Source organism: Gemmatimonadota bacterium (genome assembly GCA_016719105.1).
Lineage (GTDB): Bacteria > Gemmatimonadota > Gemmatimonadetes > Gemmatimonadales > Gemmatimonadaceae > SCN-70-22.
Window position 1 is genome coordinate 104,923 of record JADKAQ010000008.1, and the last position, 17,319, is coordinate 122,241.

14 protein-coding genes are annotated in these 17,319 nt (G+C 69.6%); 4 read left to right on the forward strand and 10 right to left on the reverse strand.

What is annotated here, in order from left to right; translation table 11 throughout:
• Positions 1-85 precede the first annotated feature (85 nt).
• On the reverse strand, positions 86-1,501 hold the full coding sequence (locus IPN47_11010) for a hypothetical protein (GenBank protein ID MBK9408554.1): 1,416 nt from the start codon (positions 1,499-1,501) through the stop codon (positions 86-88).
• 230 nt (positions 1,502-1,731) lie between these two features.
• Here IPN47_11010 and IPN47_11015 point away from each other — a divergent pair, with 230 nt between their 5' ends.
• A complete protein-coding gene (locus IPN47_11015; protein MBK9408555.1) occupies positions 1,732-2,091 on the forward strand; it encodes a PQQ-binding-like beta-propeller repeat protein in 360 nt (119 codons plus the stop codon).
• A gap of 59 nt (positions 2,092-2,150) precedes the next feature.
• Positions 2,151-3,728 carry a DUF853 family protein gene (locus tag IPN47_11020; GenBank protein ID MBK9408556.1) on the forward strand — a complete coding sequence of 526 codons (1,578 nt, stop codon included), beginning with the start codon at positions 2,151-2,153 and terminating at the stop codon, positions 3,726-3,728.
• 80 nt (positions 3,729-3,808) lie between these two features.
• On the opposite strand, the gene IPN47_11025 is transcribed toward IPN47_11020, so the two are convergent.
• Positions 3,809-4,537: a TonB family protein gene (locus IPN47_11025; GenBank protein MBK9408557.1), complete on the reverse strand. Its 729-nt coding sequence runs from the start codon at positions 4,535-4,537 to the stop codon at positions 3,809-3,811.
• A 108-nt stretch (positions 4,538-4,645) separates the two neighbouring features.
• Between IPN47_11025 and IPN47_11030 the strand changes: the two genes are divergently transcribed.
• On the forward strand, positions 4,646-6,394 hold the full coding sequence (locus tag IPN47_11030) for a carboxypeptidase regulatory-like domain-containing protein (protein ID MBK9408558.1): 1,749 nt from the start codon (positions 4,646-4,648) through the stop codon (positions 6,392-6,394).
• Between the two features lie 44 nt (positions 6,395-6,438).
• Complete coding sequence (locus IPN47_11035) at positions 6,439-8,112, forward strand: carboxypeptidase regulatory-like domain-containing protein (GenBank protein MBK9408559.1); 1,674 nt, start codon at positions 6,439-6,441, stop codon at positions 8,110-8,112.
• Here the strand turns inward: IPN47_11035 and IPN47_11040 are convergent.
• From IPN47_11040 to IPN47_11075, 8 genes are all read right to left on the reverse strand, one after another.
• Positions 8,102-9,610 (reverse strand): TolC family protein, encoded by a 1,509-nt coding sequence (locus IPN47_11040; GenBank protein ID MBK9408560.1) that lies wholly within the window; start codon positions 9,608-9,610, stop codon positions 8,102-8,104. The genes IPN47_11035 and IPN47_11040 overlap by 11 nt on opposite strands.
• A complete protein-coding gene (locus tag IPN47_11045) occupies positions 9,607-10,938 on the reverse strand; it encodes an ABC transporter permease (protein MBK9408561.1) in 1,332 nt (443 codons plus the stop codon). Before IPN47_11045 ends, IPN47_11040 begins: the two co-directional genes overlap by 4 nt.
• 71 nt (positions 10,939-11,009) lie before the next feature.
• Positions 11,010-12,413, reverse strand: a complete 1,404-nt coding sequence (locus IPN47_11050; GenBank protein MBK9408562.1) for an efflux RND transporter periplasmic adaptor subunit — start codon at positions 12,411-12,413, stop codon at positions 11,010-11,012.
• A 317-nt stretch (positions 12,414-12,730) separates the two neighbouring features.
• Complete coding sequence (locus IPN47_11055) at positions 12,731-13,150, reverse strand: DUF3830 family protein (GenBank protein MBK9408563.1); 420 nt, start codon at positions 13,148-13,150, stop codon at positions 12,731-12,733.
• Positions 13,147-14,619, reverse strand: coding sequence for a VCBS repeat-containing protein (locus IPN47_11060; protein ID MBK9408564.1), 1,473 nt, complete (start codon positions 14,617-14,619; stop codon positions 13,147-13,149). The genes IPN47_11055 and IPN47_11060 overlap by 4 nt, the downstream gene beginning before the upstream one ends.
• A 90-nt stretch (positions 14,620-14,709) precedes the next feature.
• Complete coding sequence (locus tag IPN47_11065) at positions 14,710-14,970, reverse strand: hypothetical protein (GenBank protein MBK9408565.1); 261 nt, start codon at positions 14,968-14,970, stop codon at positions 14,710-14,712.
• Between the two features lie 182 nt (positions 14,971-15,152).
• On the reverse strand, positions 15,153-15,743 hold the full coding sequence (locus IPN47_11070; GenBank protein ID MBK9408566.1) for a pyridoxamine 5'-phosphate oxidase family protein: 591 nt from the start codon (positions 15,741-15,743) through the stop codon (positions 15,153-15,155).
• Positions 15,744-15,808: 65 nt separating this feature from the next.
• Positions 15,809-17,272 (reverse strand): aldo/keto reductase, encoded by a 1,464-nt coding sequence (locus IPN47_11075; GenBank protein ID MBK9408567.1) that lies wholly within the window; start codon positions 17,270-17,272, stop codon positions 15,809-15,811.
• Between the last annotated feature and the right edge of the window lie 47 nt (positions 17,273-17,319).

A 17,319-nucleotide genomic window follows, 5' to 3' on the forward strand; every position in this document is an offset into this window, starting at 1 on the left:
CTCCTCCGTGAACCCCCGTGAATCCTCCGTGAACCTCCGTGTCTTGCTTTGTGTTGTTGAACGTCCTCGCCTGCTCGACTCCTCCCTAGACCCACTGCGGCGCGTCCGGCAGTGCGACGAGCGGCGCGCGGCGGTTCATCGCCCCGTCCAGGTGCAACAGCGCCAGTCCGACGCCGGCGGCGCCCTGCATCAGCCCCGTCTGCGCGACAAGTAGTTCAGGACGCACGCGATGTTCGGCCTGGATCCACTTGAGGCCGGCGCCGTCGGCGGTCGCGCGCGACACCACGTCGTCCATGACGCGCCGGGCAAACGTGAGGTGGCGCGTGTCGCCGGTCATGGCGTGCATGGCGATGAAGAACTCGGCCACGCCTGACGCGCCGCAACACTGCGAGATGTTGTTCCAGTAGCCGGAGCGATCGGGGTGCTGGTCGGGGACGCCGCTGTCGACGATCCCCTGGGCCAGGCGCGGGAGCATCGCCCGCCACGACGCGTCGCCCGTCACCTCCGCCAAACGGTGATAGAGGCGTGCCGTGCCGGCGGGGCCGTGGCACCAGCTCAGGTAGAAGAGCTGCTCGCCGCCGGGCTCGGAATGGAAGACCTTGATTCCGTCGTTAGGTGTGCGGGTCGCGATCGCCTGCAGGTAGCGCTCTCCCGCGAGGGCGGCGTCGAGGAAGCGGCGCTCGCCCGTCTCCTTCGACAGGGTGGCCAGCACGTACGACACGCCCGCGGTCCCGTGCGAGAAGTTGGGATAGCGCCGCGGCATCGCACTGTTGATCGACCACTTCACCCCGCCGTGCTCCGGCGTCCCGACTTCGACCAGGCGATCGCCCACGCGCACCGCGTCGCGCCGCCAGTCGCTCCACGCCCCGCCGTGACGGTCGAGCCACGCCAGGGTGAGCACGATCCCCGAGCTGCCGGAGATGATGTCGGAGGACGGGTTCCACGCGGCGCCGGCGCCGGCGGGGGCAAGCCCGTCCCTGAGGAGGGCGACGGCACGGTTGCGCGCGTCGCCAAGGCGCGCGTTGCCGGTGGCCTGACGCGCGAGTTCGAGCACGTACGCGACCCCCGCCACTCCCGTGTACAGCCCCGCCCCCTCCTCGCCTAACGTCGACGCCGTAGCCGGAAGCGTCGCCGCGAGGTACTCGGCCCCCGCCCGCGCCGGCTCGAGCCAGCGGCGATCGCCGGTCGCGTGGGCGAGCTCGAGGTAGAAGAGGACGACCCCGGGACTGCCGCTGTAGAGATTGCCCTGCACGCTTCTGGCGTCGGCCGGATCGGCGGGCCAGGTGAGCCCGCGTCCGTCGCGAATCGCCGACCGCGCAATCCACCGCTCGGCGTTGAGTGCGCTTCCCAGGTAGGAGCCCTCCGCCTCGCGCAGGGAGGCGCTCGCCGGGGGGCGCAACGCCGACGGAAGCGCGAGAAACGCGGCGGCCGCGGCGCCGCGTTCGATCAACGACCGGCGAGTCAGCGGGAGGTCGAGTTCGGGGAGCCGGGGGTCACACATCGGACGCTCCAGGAGGTGCGGGCAGAGGGGGCAACGAGGGTGAACGTACGCCCGCACCGTGCGCCGCGTCCAGCCGAGGGCGATGGGCACCGCGATGCGTCGCCGGAGTACTCATATGCGTGCATGTTGCGCCTCCCGCGCCCGGCTGGCTTTCCCGCGCCGCACGCAGCATTCTCCCCGCTGCTCTCCGCCGCACGCGCCTTCGTCACATTTCTCGCCGAGTCTCTCCCATGGCCCGCAGTCGCGCATCGCTCGTCTACGTCGGGATCAAGGCACACGTCATTGCCTTCAATCGGAAGACGGGTGAAGAAGTCTGGCGCACCCAGCTGCCGGCCAAGTACAAGTCGACCGCCGACTTCGTGAACGTGGTACGCGATGCAGAGGGGCTCTTCGCCACGTGCGCCGGCGAGGTCTTCGCACTCGACCCGCGCGACGGGACCTTGTTGTGGAAGGACGCGCTCAAGGGGCTGGGCACCGGCCTCCTGACGTTGGCGACCGACCTGGGCGGGAGTTCGCAAACGACGGTCCTGACCGAATCGGCCCACCAGCAGCGCGCGGCGACCGCGGCCGCCGCCGGCGCCGCGGGCTGACACGAGCGACGGTAGCTTCCCCTCGTCTCGAATTCCCCGACTTCCCGTCTCCTTTCGCCATGTCCTCCGCCCTCGAATCTGCCCGCGCCGTCTTTTCCGGCCACGGTGACGCCATCACCCTTGGTGCCGTGGTGCATGATGGCACGTGCCACGCCGAGCCCCTCGTGCGCATTCCGCTGGCGATGATGAATCGTCACGGCCTCATCGCCGGGGCCACCGGGACGGGGAAGACCAAGACGTTGCAGCTGATCGCCGAGCAGCTCTCCAACGCCGGAGTGCCGGTCTTCATGGCCGACATCAAGGGCGACCTGTCGGGGGTCGGCGCGGCGGGTGAAGCCAACGAGAAGGTGACGGCCCGCGCCGCCGACACCGGCTACCAGTGGTCGGCGAGCGCCTTCCCGGTGGAGTTCCTGAGCCTAACGGGAGCGAAGGGGGCGCAGCTGCGGGCGACGGTTTCGTCGTTCGGGCCGCAGCTCCTGGCCAAGGTGCTCGACCTCAACGAGACGCAGACCAGCGTGCTCGCCCTCGTCTTCAAGTATTGCGACGACAAGGGGCTGCTGCTCCTCGACCTGGCCGACCTGCGCAGCGTGCTGCAGTACCTGAGCGACGACGGCGCCGATGAGCTCAAGGCCTACGGCGGGATGTCGAAGCAGACGGTCGGCGTGCTGCTGCGCGAGATGGTCGAACTGGAGCAGCAGGGAGCGGGGAAGTTTTTCGGCGAGCCGATGTTCGACCTCGACGACCTGCTGCAGGTGGAGCGCGACGGGCGCGGGCTGGTGAGCGTGCTCGAGTTGAGCGACGTGCAGCAGAAGCCGGCGCTCTTCTCGACCTTCATGCTGTGGATGCTGGCCACGCTGTACAACGAACTCCCCGAGGTCGGCGACATCGACCGCCCCAAGCTCGTGTTCTTCTTCGACGAGGCGCACCTGCTCTTCGACAACTCCAGCAAGGCGTTGCTGGACCAGATCGAACAGGTGGTGCGCCTCATCCGCTCCAAGGGGGTCGGCGTCTTCTTCATCACGCAGAGCCCCAAGGACATCCCGGACACCGTGTTGGCGCAGCTTGGCAACCGAGTGCAGCACGCGCTGCGCGCCTTCACGCCGGACGACGAGAAGGCGCTGCGGGCCGCTGCGCGCACCTTTCCCAAGACGGAGTTCTACGACGTGCAGCAGACGCTCACGTCGATGGGGATCGGCGAGGCGATGGTCGTGACACTCTCGCCCAAGGGGACGCCGACGCCGCCGTTCGTGTCGCGGATGATCCCCCCGCAGTCGCGCATGGGGCCACTGACCGACGCGGAGATGGACCGCCGGCTGCAAACGCCGCAGGTGAAGAAGTACGCCACGGCCGTGGACCGCGAGAGCGCGCACGAGATGCTGCAGGCGCGCTTCGAGGCAGCTGAGGCCGAAGCCGCGGCGGCAGAGGCTGAAGCACCAGCGGCGCCGCCGGCGCGCGGACGCGCGGCCGCTGCCGCGCCGGCCGATACCGGGATCCTCGGGCAGGTGCTCAACTCGTCCGTCGGGAAGAGCATGATCCGCACGGCCGCCGTGGCGGTGACCGGGACGCTCGTGCGCGGGATGCTCGGCGCGCTGCTGGGGGGGAAGAAGACCACGACGCGCTCGACGCGCCGGCGGTAGGCGTTACCCACCAACCGGCCGGTGCGCTGTCGTTAGGGGGCGCGCCGGCCGGTTGAGCTGGCGGTGAGTCGGCGGACGCGCTACCGGCGCGCGAGGTTGAAGGTGAACGCCTGCTCCACCAACTGCCGCACCTTGCGTCCCGCCGCCTCGGCCGGCACGAAGCGCGTACGCGTGAGCGCCTCGCGCACGCTCTGCACGAAGAGCGGCTGGTCAGCGCGCACGACCTCGAGGCTTCGCGGCTCCACCCGGCCCAGCGTGTCGACGACGAACTGTAGCACCACCGTCCCCTCGACCCCGGCGTTGGCGAGCAGGCTCGGATAGCGCGGGGCGACGCCACGAATGGCGACGACCTCGCGGTCGACGGCGAAGGCGGAGAGCGCGGCGCCAGGATCGCCGCTCCCCTGGGACGAGGCAAGTGAATCGCCCGATGCAACGCCCGTCGCGGCCCGCACTGTCGAATCGAAGGGGGCGCCGAGCGGTTGGTCGATGGCGGGAAGCGACGTGGGAACGATGGTCGGATCGCTCACGACGAGCGGCGTCGGAAGAGCCGGGGGAGTGATCGTCCGGTCGGGTGTCACCGCCCGGCGAGGGGGAGGAAGGGACGGACGAGCCGTCGGACGCGCCGTCGGCGGCTCGACGACGTAGATCAGCGTTTCGGCGGGAGGCGTCGCGGGGCGCGGGCGCTCGGCCGACATCCCGGTGGCGACCAGCGTGCCGCCGATCACGACCGCGTGCAGTGCGACGCTGACGAGGGTTCCGCCCGGCGAGCGCTGGCGGCGGTGCGATGATTCGGGTAGGGTGAAGCGCATGGGGTCCTCCGCCGAAGTGAGTGTGACTGGACGACCTGTCCTACCCCTAACGTCGGCCTGCTGGATGAGGACGTGGTGAGCGAGAGATTACGAGTCGATGAACACGGGATGAGGCGTTGGTTAGCGTCGCGCGGTGTCCGTGCGGTGCAGGCCTTGCGGCTGGCGGCTGGGGCGGCCGCGGCACTTCTGGCACTGCGTCCGGCGACCGGGCAGGCGCAAGTGGTGCGCGGCACGGTGCGCGACGCCGCCAGCGGCGCGCCGCTCGCCGGCGTGATCGTGGCGCTGTACCGTGCATCGGGGAGCGCCACCGACGACGAGCGACTCGTCGCCACCCTGACCGACGCCGACGGGGGCTACGCCCTCACCCCCAACGACACCGGTCGCTTCGTCGTGACGGCCAAGCGCATCGGCGTGCGGCGGTTCCAGTCGCCGGCCATCGCCCTCGCCCGCGGTCAGACGCATCGCCTCGACATCACGCTCGAAGGGGTGCGCTTCGACCTCCCGGTGGTCACCGTGTCGGGGGCCACGCCGTGCAACACCCGCTCGGCGGACCGCGCGCGCATCGCCGCGCTGTGGGAGGAGGCGCGCACCGCGCTCACCGCCAGCGAGCTCTCGCTGCGCGAGCGCCTCTTTCGCGCCAGGATCACGCGCTATCACCGGATCCTCGAGCCGCGATCGCTCACCGTGCGTCATGAATCGCGCGACGTTCGGCAGGGCGTGACCGAGCATGCGTTCGAGAGCTTTGCCGCCGAGTCGCTGGCGGTACACGGATACGCGCGGATGCTCCCCGACGGGGAGATCGAGTACTTCGCCCCCGACGAACGAGTCCTCCTGTCCGGCACCTTCGTGCGCGACCACTGCTTTGCCCTCGCGCGCGACGAGGGGAACGGCGAGACGGGGATCACCTTCGTCCCGGTGCGCACGAGACGGGTGACGGACATCGAAGGGACGATCTGGCTCGATGCCCGCTCCTATGAGCTGCGGCGCGTGACGTTCCGCTATACCAACTTCCCGATGCCGCTGCGCGACCCACGCGTGGGTGGCGAGGTGCAGTTCACCCGCCTGGCGCGCGGGGCGTGGCACGTCTCGCGGTGGTTCATGCGCGTGCCGCAGATGGAGTTGCGGCGCGACGTCAGCGGGACGGCGCGCACCGGTCGTGTCGTCACCGATCGCCCGGTCCTCACGGGCTTCGCCGAGGATGGCGGGCACGTGATACCCGACGAGGCGCGTGGCGCGGCGACAATGGCGCAGCTCAACGGGCGCGTGGTCGACAGCAGCGGACGCGCCCCGCTGGCCGGCGCGCGGGTGACGCTGGCCGGGATGGACCACTCGACCGTGGTCCAGCGCGATGGATCCTTCCGACTGGCCGACATCCCCGCCGGGAGCTACACCCTGCTGGTGGAGCATGACGACTACGCGCGATTCGGGATCTTCGCGGTGGAGCAGGTGCTGACGATCGACGAGGGACGTACCTCGACGACCCTGGCCCAGGCGCTCGGGACATCGCAGATCCTCCGGCAGCTCTGCGGGTACGATGAGGTTCCCGACTCCGTGACCGCCGTGCGCATCCTCCTGCCACCAGACGCCCCGACCGACAGTGCCGCCCCGCGTGTCGCCCACCTGTCCTGGGGCAACCTCCGCGTGCTGACTCCGACGATTCCCGGCGGGATGGTGCGGACGACGACGTTGGCGCTCGACCTTCCCGCCGATGCGGCTGGCGGCGTGACGGCCTGCGCGCTGCCGCGGGAGAAGCTCATCACGGTGGAGGAACGGTTCGCCAACGGGGCGCTCGCGCGCCGCTACGAATTCCGCACACCAGAGCGCGGTTTCCTCGTCGTCCAGCTGCGCGCGCCGTGATGCGGTGGAGCATGCGGGTGGGCCTGACCGGTGCCGTTGCGTGCGTGCTGCTGGCGGATCCGCTCTCGGCGCAGATCACGCGGGGGACCGTGAAGCAGGCGACTGCCGGTCTCCCGATCTCGGGCGCCCTGGTGGAGTTGATCGCGGCGGACAGCACGCCGGGGACCGGCGCGCGTGTCGCGTCGACGTTGAGCGACGGGAACGGCGACTTCACGCTGCGAGCGCCCTCGCCGGGTCGGTATCGACTCGGCGCGAAACGCATTGGCGTGCGTCGCTACATCAGCGATCCCTTCACGCTCGGCGCGGGCGAAACACGATCGTTCCCCATCGAGCTCGAAGCGCTCGAGTATCGCCTCCCCGAAATCGTCGTCGCCGCCAACGCGCTCTGTTCGATCGAGCCCGCCGATCGCGCTCGTGTGGCGTCGTTGTGGGAGGAGGCGCGCACGGCGCTCGATGCGGCCGAGATCTCGTTGCGGGACCGGCTGTTCACGGCGCAGGTGACGCGCTACGCGCGCGAGCTGGAGCCCAGGACGCTGCGCGTGCTGCAGGAAGGGCGGAGCGAGGTGCGTGGTGTGGTGGGGGCGCCCATCACGACGCTGCCACCCGAATCGCTCTCGACGAGCGGCTACTGGCGGGCCGTCCCCGGCGGCGGGGCGCTCTATTATGTCCCCGACCCGGCGGCGCTCCTGAGCGACGACTTCCAGGGCGATCACTGCTTTCGCCCCGTGACCGGGCGCGGGGTGCGACAGGGGCTGACCGGGCTGGCGTTCCTCCCTTCCGCCAGCCGCAACGTCCCCGACGTGCGCGGCACGCTCTGGCTCGACGCGCGCAGCTTCGAACTACGGGTGGTCGAGTTCTCCTACACGCGTCTCCCCGACGGGGTGGACTCCACGTCCGTGGGGGGCGAGCTACACTTTGCACGACTGGCCAACGGCGCGTGGATCGTGCGGCGCTGGTTCCTGCGCGTCCCGGTCACCGGACGCCCGGCAGGCCCGGTGACGACGGACGGGAGTGCGCCGTGGGTCCTGGTGCGGCCCGCGACAACGAGCCTTGGGGAGGAAGGGGCGGAGGTGACGACCGACGAACTGCGCGCACCTGTCCTCCCGGCAACGATCAGCGGCGTGTTGCGCGACAGCACGGGGAAGCGCGCGCTGGCGGGCGCCGTCGTTCGCATCGGCGGGGCGACGCGCACGGTCGTGCCGGACAGTGCCGGACGGTTCACGATCGACGCACTCGCGCCCGGGCCCATCGCGCTGCTGGCGACCAGTGCGAGTTACGACTCGCTGGGGATTGCGGCTGCTGACCTGTCGCTCGAACTGGCGAGCGGCGAGGTGCGTCGCATCGCGCTCACCGCGCGCGATGCGCGGGCCACGACGATGCGGCTCTGCAATGGCGAGGCGGCGCCCTTTGGACATGGGACGGTACACCTGGTCGTGCGCGACTCGGCGAGCGGCGCACCGCTCGCGGGTGCGGCGGCGACGCTGCGATGGATGAGCGCCGCCGGCCGCGCAGCGGGCGATCCTGTGGCGGTCGAAAAGGAGGCGACGAGCGACGCGCGCGGGATGCTTGCCGTGTGCGCGGTGCCGAGCGAACGCGAGGCCACACTGCGCGTGACGCCGGCGACGGGGTGGGCTGCCGTGACGCGCGTGCTCGTGATTCGCGCCCGCGAGGTGCACCACGTGGAGGTGCGGCTGGCGCCGAGTCCCCCTACCGAATGACGGACGCGCTGGCGAAGTCGTACAGCGTCACGCGCCGCAACCGGTAGTACGCCAGCCAATAGCCGCGCAACGACTGGAGATACTGCGCCAGCGCCTGGTTCTTCTCGTTCTGGGCGAGGTACAGGTTGTCCATGTCGATGCGGCCGATGACGTAGCGGTTGTAGGCCACCTCGAAGCGCTTGGCGGCCACGGTGTCTGCCTTGGCCGAGAGGGCGAGCTGGCGGCGCGACTGCTCCAGCTGCAACGCGGCGAAGTGCGCGTCCTGGATGAGCTGCTCGCGCGCGGCGCGCCCCGTCGCGGTCACCCGGTCCTGGTCGGCGCGCGCCGCCTGGATGTCGTTGCTGCGCGCCCCCCACTGCACGATCGGCATCTGCAGGGCGAGCGAGAAGCGCTGCTGGTTGAGCAGGTCGCGATAGGCGGCATTGACGTCGCCCGCCGACTGGTTGAGCCCCACCGCGGCCAGCAGCGTTGCGCCGATCCCGTTGTTGAGGCGCGCCTCGTTGATGCGGCGCCGCGCCTGCACGTCCTGCAACTCGAGCTCGAGCGACTGCGCCCGGTTGCGCAGCGCTTGCTGGACCGCCATCGCGGTGTCGGCGGTCAGCTGGGGAATGTCGCCCGTCACTTCGATGTCGACCGTTGCACCTGGCGCCGCGTTGATCGCCAGCCGGAAGGCGGCCATGGCGCGATCGTAGGTGAGGCGCGCGCCGTCCACCGCGTTGCGCGCCCGCAGCAGGGCCAGCTCGCTCTGCAGCAGGTCGTTCTCGCCGATCTTGCCGACTTCGAATCGCCCCTTGTTGAGCGTGTAGAGCGTGTCGTTGACCGCTGCGTTGCGCGTGGCGTTCTGCAGGTCGAGCCGCGCCGTGTAGAGGTCGAAGAACGACTGCGTCACCGCGATCGCCACATCCTCCCGCGCCTCGAGATACTGCCGCTCGGCGGCTTCGGAGCGCAGGTCCTGCTCGCGCCCGTCCCACTTAAAGGCGTTGGGGCGAAGGATGTCCTGCCGGATCCCGACCGAGAGCGGCGTCGACGAGTAGTTGCGGATGTCGCGCTCTCCGTTGACTTCGAGGCGCGACAGAGCCGACGAGATGAAGAAGCTCCCTCCGGTGACCGGGAGGCGCTGCGACATCTGCAGGTTGAGCGCGGCGTTGGTCTGCCGCTGCGCGCGAAACTCCGTGCTCCCGTCGGGCTGCAGCACCTCGATGATTGAGCGGTTGTAGACCGGAAGATCTCCCGCCAGCGACAATTGCGGGAGGCGGCGCGCGGTGAAGGCCCGGTCGCGTCGACGAGCCGCATCGCGCGAGCTCTCGGCGGCGCGCGCTTGCAGCCCTTGTCGCTGGGCGAGGTCGATCGACTGCTGCAACGTGAGCGGGCGCTGCGCGCGCGCGGATGCGGCCGTGAGGGCCAACGCCACGAGCATCGCGACCGCGGTGGACAGCGCGCGACGCGCGGGAAGCGCGCGACGCGCGGGAAGGGCGAACGAGCGACGGCGCTCCATCATTCGTATCTCAGGCAGACGACGGGGTCCTGCTGTGCGGCGCGATGCGCCGGGACGATGCCGAAGATGATCCCCACGGTGAACGAGACGCCGAAGGCCACGATCACCGAGAGCGTCGAGACGATCGTGCGGATCCCGGCGAACTGCTCGATGCCGATCGAGATACCGCCGCCCACGAGGATCCCCGCCACGCCGCCCACGACCGAGATGAGCACCGCTTCGCTGAGGAACTGCGCGAGGATGTCCTTCTGCGTGGCCCCCATGGCGCGGCGCACGCCGATTTCGCGAATGCGCTCGAGGACCGAGGCGAGCATGATGTTCATGATCCCGATCCCGCCGACGATGAGCGAGATGGAGGCGATGGCGCCGAGGACGACGTTGAAGATCGTCTTGGTCCGCTGCTCCTGCTTGAGGAGGAGTTCGGGGATGGTGATCTCGAAGTCGACGACGGAGTTGTGGCGGCGTTCGAGCATGCGGCGCACCACGTCGGCCACCGGTGGGACCATCGTGGCCTCGCGCACGCGCACCACGATCTTGTCGAGCTGGTGATAGTTGGTGCGCTCGGCGCGCGTCTCGGGGTCTTCCTCGACCTGCTCACCCGGCGGCCCGTCGAACTCCCGCGACGCCAACTCCATCTCCGCCTGCGTGAGTTGCGCGCGGTCACGATAGCGGAGGAGCATCGTATGCAGCGGGACATAGACGTCCATGTTGGCGTCGCGGATCCCCAGGCGCTGCGAGTTCTGTTCGTTCACCTTGCGGTCGGCGAGGACGCCGACGACGGTGAGCCAGTTGTCGCCCACCTTGATCGGCTTTCCGATCGGGTCCTCGGTAGTGAAGAAGCGAGTGCGGACCCCGTGACCGATGATCGCCACCGGGCGCCCGCGTTGCACCTGCACCGGGGCGAACCACGCGCCGGCCGCGAGGGCGAGATTCGTCAGGCGGAAGTAGGTGGTGTCGACACCGACCACCTTCCCCGAGCGGCGGCGCCCTTCGCGCGTGATGAGTGTATTGAGGACGACTTCGGCGCTCGTCGTCTCGACCTCGGGGAGGACGCGCGCGATCGCCTCGGCGTCGCGCACCGTGAGCCCCGGAGAGTACCGCTTCGGTTCCTTCGCCCCCTCGTCCTTCGCCTCTTCTTCCTTCTGCTTCACGATCGGCGTGATGACGATGTTGTTGGAGCCCAACAGGCGCATCTGCTCGAGGATCTCCTGCTCGGCCCCCTTCCCGATCGCCAGCATCGCGATGACCGACGCCACGCCGAAGAGGATGCCGAGCGACGTGAGCCCGGCGCGCAGTTTGTTGTGCCCGACCGCCTCGATCGCCGTGCGCATGCTGAAGGCGGCATGCGCCGTGAGCTGCTGGCGAGCGTCTCGCCAGGTGGGGAAGCCGAGCGGCACCGGGGCTATCCCTTTCTGGCAGCCGGCGCCGCCGGGCGCTGCAGTGCAGCGCCGTTAGGCGTTGTCGCGGGGGGCGTCGACTCGGGGCGTACCGGGACCGGGCGCGCCCCTGCGGCGCTGTCGCCCGACTTGGACGGTGGGACGTTCCCGCTCCCCGGGAGCTTCACGGTCTCGAGTTCCTCGGCGTTGGCCGGCGGGGAGAGCAGCACACGATCGCCCTCGGCGAGCCCGCGCGTGATGACGACTTCGTCATCGTTCATCGCCCCTGTCTCCACCTGGCGGCGCACCACCTTCGCGCCGTCGCGCTTGTAGACGTAGGGGATGCCCCCCTCGTTCACCACCGATTCGAGCGGGACGAAGAGCGCGTCCTTGATGACGAGCGTCTCGACGGCGTTGGACGTCGTCATCCCCGGGCGCAGCGTCGTATCGGCCTGCTCGAGCAGGACCCTGACCTCGAAGACCTTGGCGTCGGCGTTGGGGCGCTGCTCACCGACGTTGGCCACTCCCGACACCTTCCCGGGGAGGCGCTTGCTGGGGTCGGAATCGAGCGAGAGACCGACCGGCTGCCCCACGGCGATCTTCCGCACGTCGATCTCGTTTACGTAGGTGATCGACTCCATCTGCGAGAGATCGGGGAGCGTCGCGACCGTCGGATCCCATGCCCCCACCTGTGAGCCGGCGACCTTCTTCTTCCCGTTCCACTCCTTCACGTAGATCAGCATCCCGTTGGCCGGGGCGCGGATGCTGAAGCCCTGCATCACGTCCTGCATGAGCTTGAGCCGGTTGCGCTGCCGCTCGAGGTCGGCCCCGACCTCCCGCATCTTGGCCTGGGCCTGTTCGGTTTTCGTCTTGTAGTCGACCTTGGCCTGTGCGAGGGCGCGCGTCGCCTTTTCGTAGTCGATCTCGGCCTGGCGCTTGACCGTGGGCGCCTCGTAGACCGCCTGTTCCTTGGCCAGCTTCTTCTCCTCCAGCGCCAGGTCCATCGAGCGCATCTCCTCGCGCGCCTTGGACAGGTTGAGCGTGGAGTCGAGCATCGCCTGCTCGTACTGCGCCTGGGCCTTCTGCAGCGCGAGGTTCACCTCGGCCATCTTGGCGGCGACGCCGGAGCGGTCGAGCTCCGCGACCACATCGCCCTCCTTCACGACCGTTCCCTCGGGGATGATGGAGGCGATCTTCGTCTGGTAGGCCTCCGCCTGCTGCATGTTGGACGGCCCCTGGATCTGCACGAACTTCTTGGCGCGCAGCTCACCGGAGGTCGTGACGACCACACGGAACGGCCCGCGCTTGACGGTCGCGACCACGGCGGGATCGTCGCCACCGGAGTCGCGAGCCAACAGCCACGCTCCCGGCACACCCAGCGCCACCACCACGGCCACAAGCAGGGACCAGCGACTGCGGAGACGCGACATCGGCCGGCACTCGGTCGGTTGGGGGGATGGCACGATGCGAGGAGCGCCTCGCGATTGGCCAGAGACCGTGGATTACTTCTCGATTACGAAAAGGGTTCCACCCACCCGGTTGGGGGAGGAACGCGCCGTTGGACACCGCGAGCGGGTCGTATGGTTGGCTACGCGTGGGAACGTCGCGGGCTCATCCGTCCGACGACTGTCGTCGCCCTGCTGACAGCGTGTAGGGAGTGCTCGGCATGCCGCGCGCGGCGAAGAGCGCGGCGCTCGCGCGGCATGCATAGCGGCGCACACGCGCCGTGTCCGATCCGGGGCCTGCCCTACGCCTCCTCGAACGCGAAGCGAATCCGCTGCGCCCCTTCCCACAGGACCATGCGCCCGAGCTCCGGGAGCAGCTCGTGCCCCGAGGTCAGGGTCAGCATGTGGTTTCCGGCGAGCTGCCCGACCTTGCTGGCAAAGTGGGTGCTTCCATACGGGAAGAGGATCTCCGACTCGCTCACCGCGGCCTGATAGAATAGGATGTCGCCGCGCGACGGGTGGGAGGTGGCGTTTTCCACCGGGACGCCGAGCTGAAGGTCGCCTAACGGTGACCACGCCGACTCGCCACTCCAGCGGGCCTGGATCAGGTCACCCTCGAAGGGGAGGCGGGCGGCGAAGGCCGCACAGGTCTGGGGCGCCTTGGCGTGCTCGAAGCGGGCGGTGAAGCGCAGCGGGCCGACGGTGATGACGACGGGTTTCATGGGAGACGGATGTCGAGGGTGCGCCCAGCCCACTGCGCGGGCGCGACGCGGCGCATGCGGCGACGCGCGATCCCATTCGCCGACGGCGCCGTGACTTCGAGGTCGACCGGGGCGAGCGACGGGAGGGTAATGAGGAGCGGAATGTCGTTCTGTGCATCGTAGCCCGAGCCGCCGTCGACCACCCAGGCGCCGAGTTGTTTGCCGTTGCGGCTGACGCGCACCGTGGCGCCGGCGCGCGTCGCGTGGCCGCGCGCGTCGAGCACACGCACGCGCAGCGAACGCCGGCCGTCGGCGGCGGCGAGGTCGTTGCGCAGGAGGTGGTGCATCCCCGTCGGCTGCACGCCGGTGAGGGCGAGGTCCGCATCGCCGTCGCCGTCGAAGTCGTGCCACTGCGCGCCGTGGTCCGACTCCAGTGCCTTGATCGAGTCCGGCGTCACGTCCTCGAAGCGCGTCCCCGTGTTGCGCAGCAGGTAGTCGCGGTAGCTCTTCCCGCCGGTCACCGTGCCGTTCACATACAGGTCGATGCGGCCGTCGTTGTCGAAATCGGCGAGGGCGCAGGTATCGAAGTGCGAATCGATGTTGACGCCCCACGCCGCGCTGACGTCTTCGAAGCGCCCGTTGCCGCGATTGAGGAAGAGCCCGTTGGTCCCGTAGTTGGCGGTGACGAGGTCGAGCCGTCCGTCGCCGTTCACGTCGGCCGCACAGGTACGCACCGTCCCCTTGGTCTTGTCGTTGGGCGGGCGGCCCCCCCACTGCACCCCCGCCTCGGCGGCGATGTCGGTGAAGCGCGCGCCGTCGTTGCGCCAGAGCGCGTTGGCGTCGCCGTCCATGTTCCCCTGGTACAGGTCCAGGTCGCCGTCACCGTCCATGTCGAACCAGGTGCCGCCGACGCTCTTGCGCGGGTCGGCCAGCCCTAACGAGGGGGCGACGTCGGCAAAGTGCCCGCTCTCATTGCGAAAGAGGACGTTGGGCTTGTCGCGGAAGGCGACGTAGAGATCGAGGTCGCCGTCGCCATCGATGTCGACGAAGGCCGGCTGGCGCACCGCCCCCGAGTCGATCGTGACCCCCACCTCGCGCGTCACGTCGACAAAGCGCCCGCCAACGTTGCGATAGAGGCGCAGCACGCCGCCGGCGCCGGGGGTGAAGCCGACCAGGAGATCGGGATCGCCGTCGGCATCCACGTCGCCCCACGCGGCGGCGCGCGTGGGGCGGGCGTCGGCGATGCCGGCGGCCGCTGCGACATCGGTGAACGTCCCCTGGTCGTTGCGATACAACCGGTTGGCGACGCCGTTGAACCCCACGAAGAGGTCGGCGTCGCCGTCACCGTCGTAGTCCCCCCACGCGTTGGTGAAGGAGCCGCCAGCCGCAAACAGCTCCGGCTGCACCGGCGTGAAGCGCGGCGGCGCCAGCCACGCCGCAACGGTCAGCCCCGACATGGCCAGCAGCGCCACCACTTCACGCGAGTACATGGGAGGACGAGTGAGGGAGTCGTGCCCGGATCGCGCGCACATCGCGCGCACATCGCGCCCGCCTCGCGCGCGGCTCCGCGCGCGAGGGTCCTACTTGAACAGCTGCTCGTACGTCTCGGGGTTGAAGCCGACGATCAACGTCTTCCCCTTGCGCAGCGCCGGGGCCCTGAGCGTCCCGAACGGTCCCAGAATCGCCGCGTGAATCTCGTCCTGGGTCGGTTTGTCCTTCTTGAGGTTGAGGCGAACGAGCTTCTTCCCCTTCATCGACACGATCACCTCGACCCCCTTCAGCACTGCCTTCACCGCCTCGGCGTCATACCGCTTCTTCTTGGCGTCTTCCGTCGCGCCCAACGCCACGTGCTTCCGTCCCAGGAACTCCTGGGTTTCGATGCAGGTGTTTCAACCGGGGCGCAGGTACGCCCATTCCAGCGTGTCCGACTTCGCCATGTCAATTCGTGTTGGTAAAGTGTACGTGCGTCCTTGCAGCGCCAACGCTCGGCGCGCGCGGCTGGTTCACCGCGGGGCCTGACAATTCAGCGGCGAACCCCCTTCGGCGGAAACCGCACCACCGGCACCGCCCATGTCACCGAATCGCCCACCACGCCGTCCCCCTCGCTCACCACCTCCAGCCGCTGCGGCACGACCTCGAACAGCGCCGCCCCTCGCTCCCGCTGCGGATAGAACGGCGTCCACTCGGCGTACCACAGCGCTTCCTTCTTCGCGGCTTCGCGGACTTCGCGTGCGACGCCGCTGATGGCGGCATACCGCATCCCCTTCGCGTCGAAGTAGTAGAGCGTCACCCGCGCATCCCGCGCCAACTGCCGCACCTTTCGCGACTTGGGATTCGTCACGAACCGGACGACCATCGCCGAGTCAGGAGGGGCCGGGTCGATCGTGCGCGCGGCGGATCCCGTCGTTGGATCCTGCGTGATGAGCGCGGCGAAGCGCGCCGACTTGATGATGTCGCGCGCGACACGAATTGCCCGCTCGCGACGCGCCGCATCCTCCCGCGCCGCGTCCTCCCGCGTTGCGGCTGACGAGGCGGACTGCGCCGACGCGCGCCCAGGCGCAATCAGGCACGCCACCCCACCGGCGAGCACACCCACCAGCGCAATGCGCGCCATGCGCCGCACGTCCCCTGCGAACCCAAGTCGCTCGGCGCCCCGCTGAGGCAAACGCGCCAGTGCGCTCACCCTCCCCCCACAACCGCTTCCGCTTCCATCTCCACGAGGAACTCCTCCCCCACCAACTCCGCCCGCACGAGCGTATTGGCCGGGAGAATCGCCCCGAACCGCTCGCCGTGGGCGCGAGCGATCGCCTCCCAGTGCTCCAGCTTCGAGGTGAAGACGCGCGTGCGCACCACGTCGTCGAGGCGCGCGCCGAGCGAGCGCAGCGCCCCCTCGATCTTGTCGATGACGAAGTGCGCCTGCGCCGCGGCGTCGGTCCCCCCGATCAACCGATCGCCGTGCGACGCCGTCGTCCCCGACACGAGGATCCGGTTCCCGTGTCTGACGGCTCGCGAGTACCCGTACTTCGTCTCCCACGACGTCCCGCTCAGGCAGATGCGCCGCCCGTCGGCGCCATCCTTCACGAGATACGGCGACGGGAAGTCCTCGAGGTGATGACTCAGGTCGCCGGAGGCGGTGAGATACGGCGGCTTGCGATACTCGTCGCCGCAGTCGCCGGGGATCATCGCCATCGCACTCGTCGCCGCTTCGATCTCCGCCGTGTCCTGCGCCGTGAGCGCGAAGGAGAAGAGACGCAGATTGTCGTCCACGTGCGCGCTGGCGCCGAGCCGCGCGCCGATGATGACGCCACCCACGGCGGGCTGCTCCAGCACCCAGCGCGACGCCACGTTGGCGATCGAGACGCCGTGTCGCGTGGCGACGCCGTGAAGCGCATGTAGCAGACGCTGGAACGGCTCCCACCCGCCAGCGGTGCGGATGAAGCGCCCGTACTTCATCTGCGACCAGGTGTCGAGGTGCTCCCAGTCGGGCTCCGGCTTGCTCAACCAGCGGTCGGAGAGAAAGCCCCCCTGCACCGTTCCGTAGGCCAGGATCCTCACCCCATGCTCGCGACAGAGCGCCGCCATCTGCCCCGCAGCGCGCCGGTCGACTAGGGAGAAGGAGACCTGGTTGGAGACGATCGGGATCCCGCTCGCCAGGCAGATGCGCAGGTGCGCGGTGTCGAAGTTGGTGAGCCCCAGGTGCCGGATGAGTCCCTCGGCGCGCAATTCGTCGAGGTAGAAGAGGGCGTCGAGCCAGCGGGGGTCGGCGAAGGTCCAGGCGTGGAACTGCATGAGGTCGATCGTGCGCCCCTGCAGCCGTTCGAGCGCGCGCTCCACCGCGGCGCGCACGTCGGCGCGTGACACGGGGCCCGGCTTGGGGACCCACTTGGTGAAGAGCTGCACGTCGGCGCCGGGAGCCACCTGCGCGCGATAGATCCCCGACACCACCTCGGCCGAGCCGTAGTGGTCGGCCATGTCGAAGGTGGTGAAGCCGGCGTCGACGTAGGGGGCCATCGCCCTGGCGGTCGCCGTGAGGTCGATGGTGCGCCCGTCGCGCTCCATGTCGGCGATTTGCCAGAGCCCGGTGAGGGCGCGGGCGATGGTGAGGCCGGGGGCCAGCTCGCAGCGGTCGACGACAGCGCTCATCTTGTGGGTGACAGCACGAAAGGGAATGGGAGTTGCGCGTGCAAAGA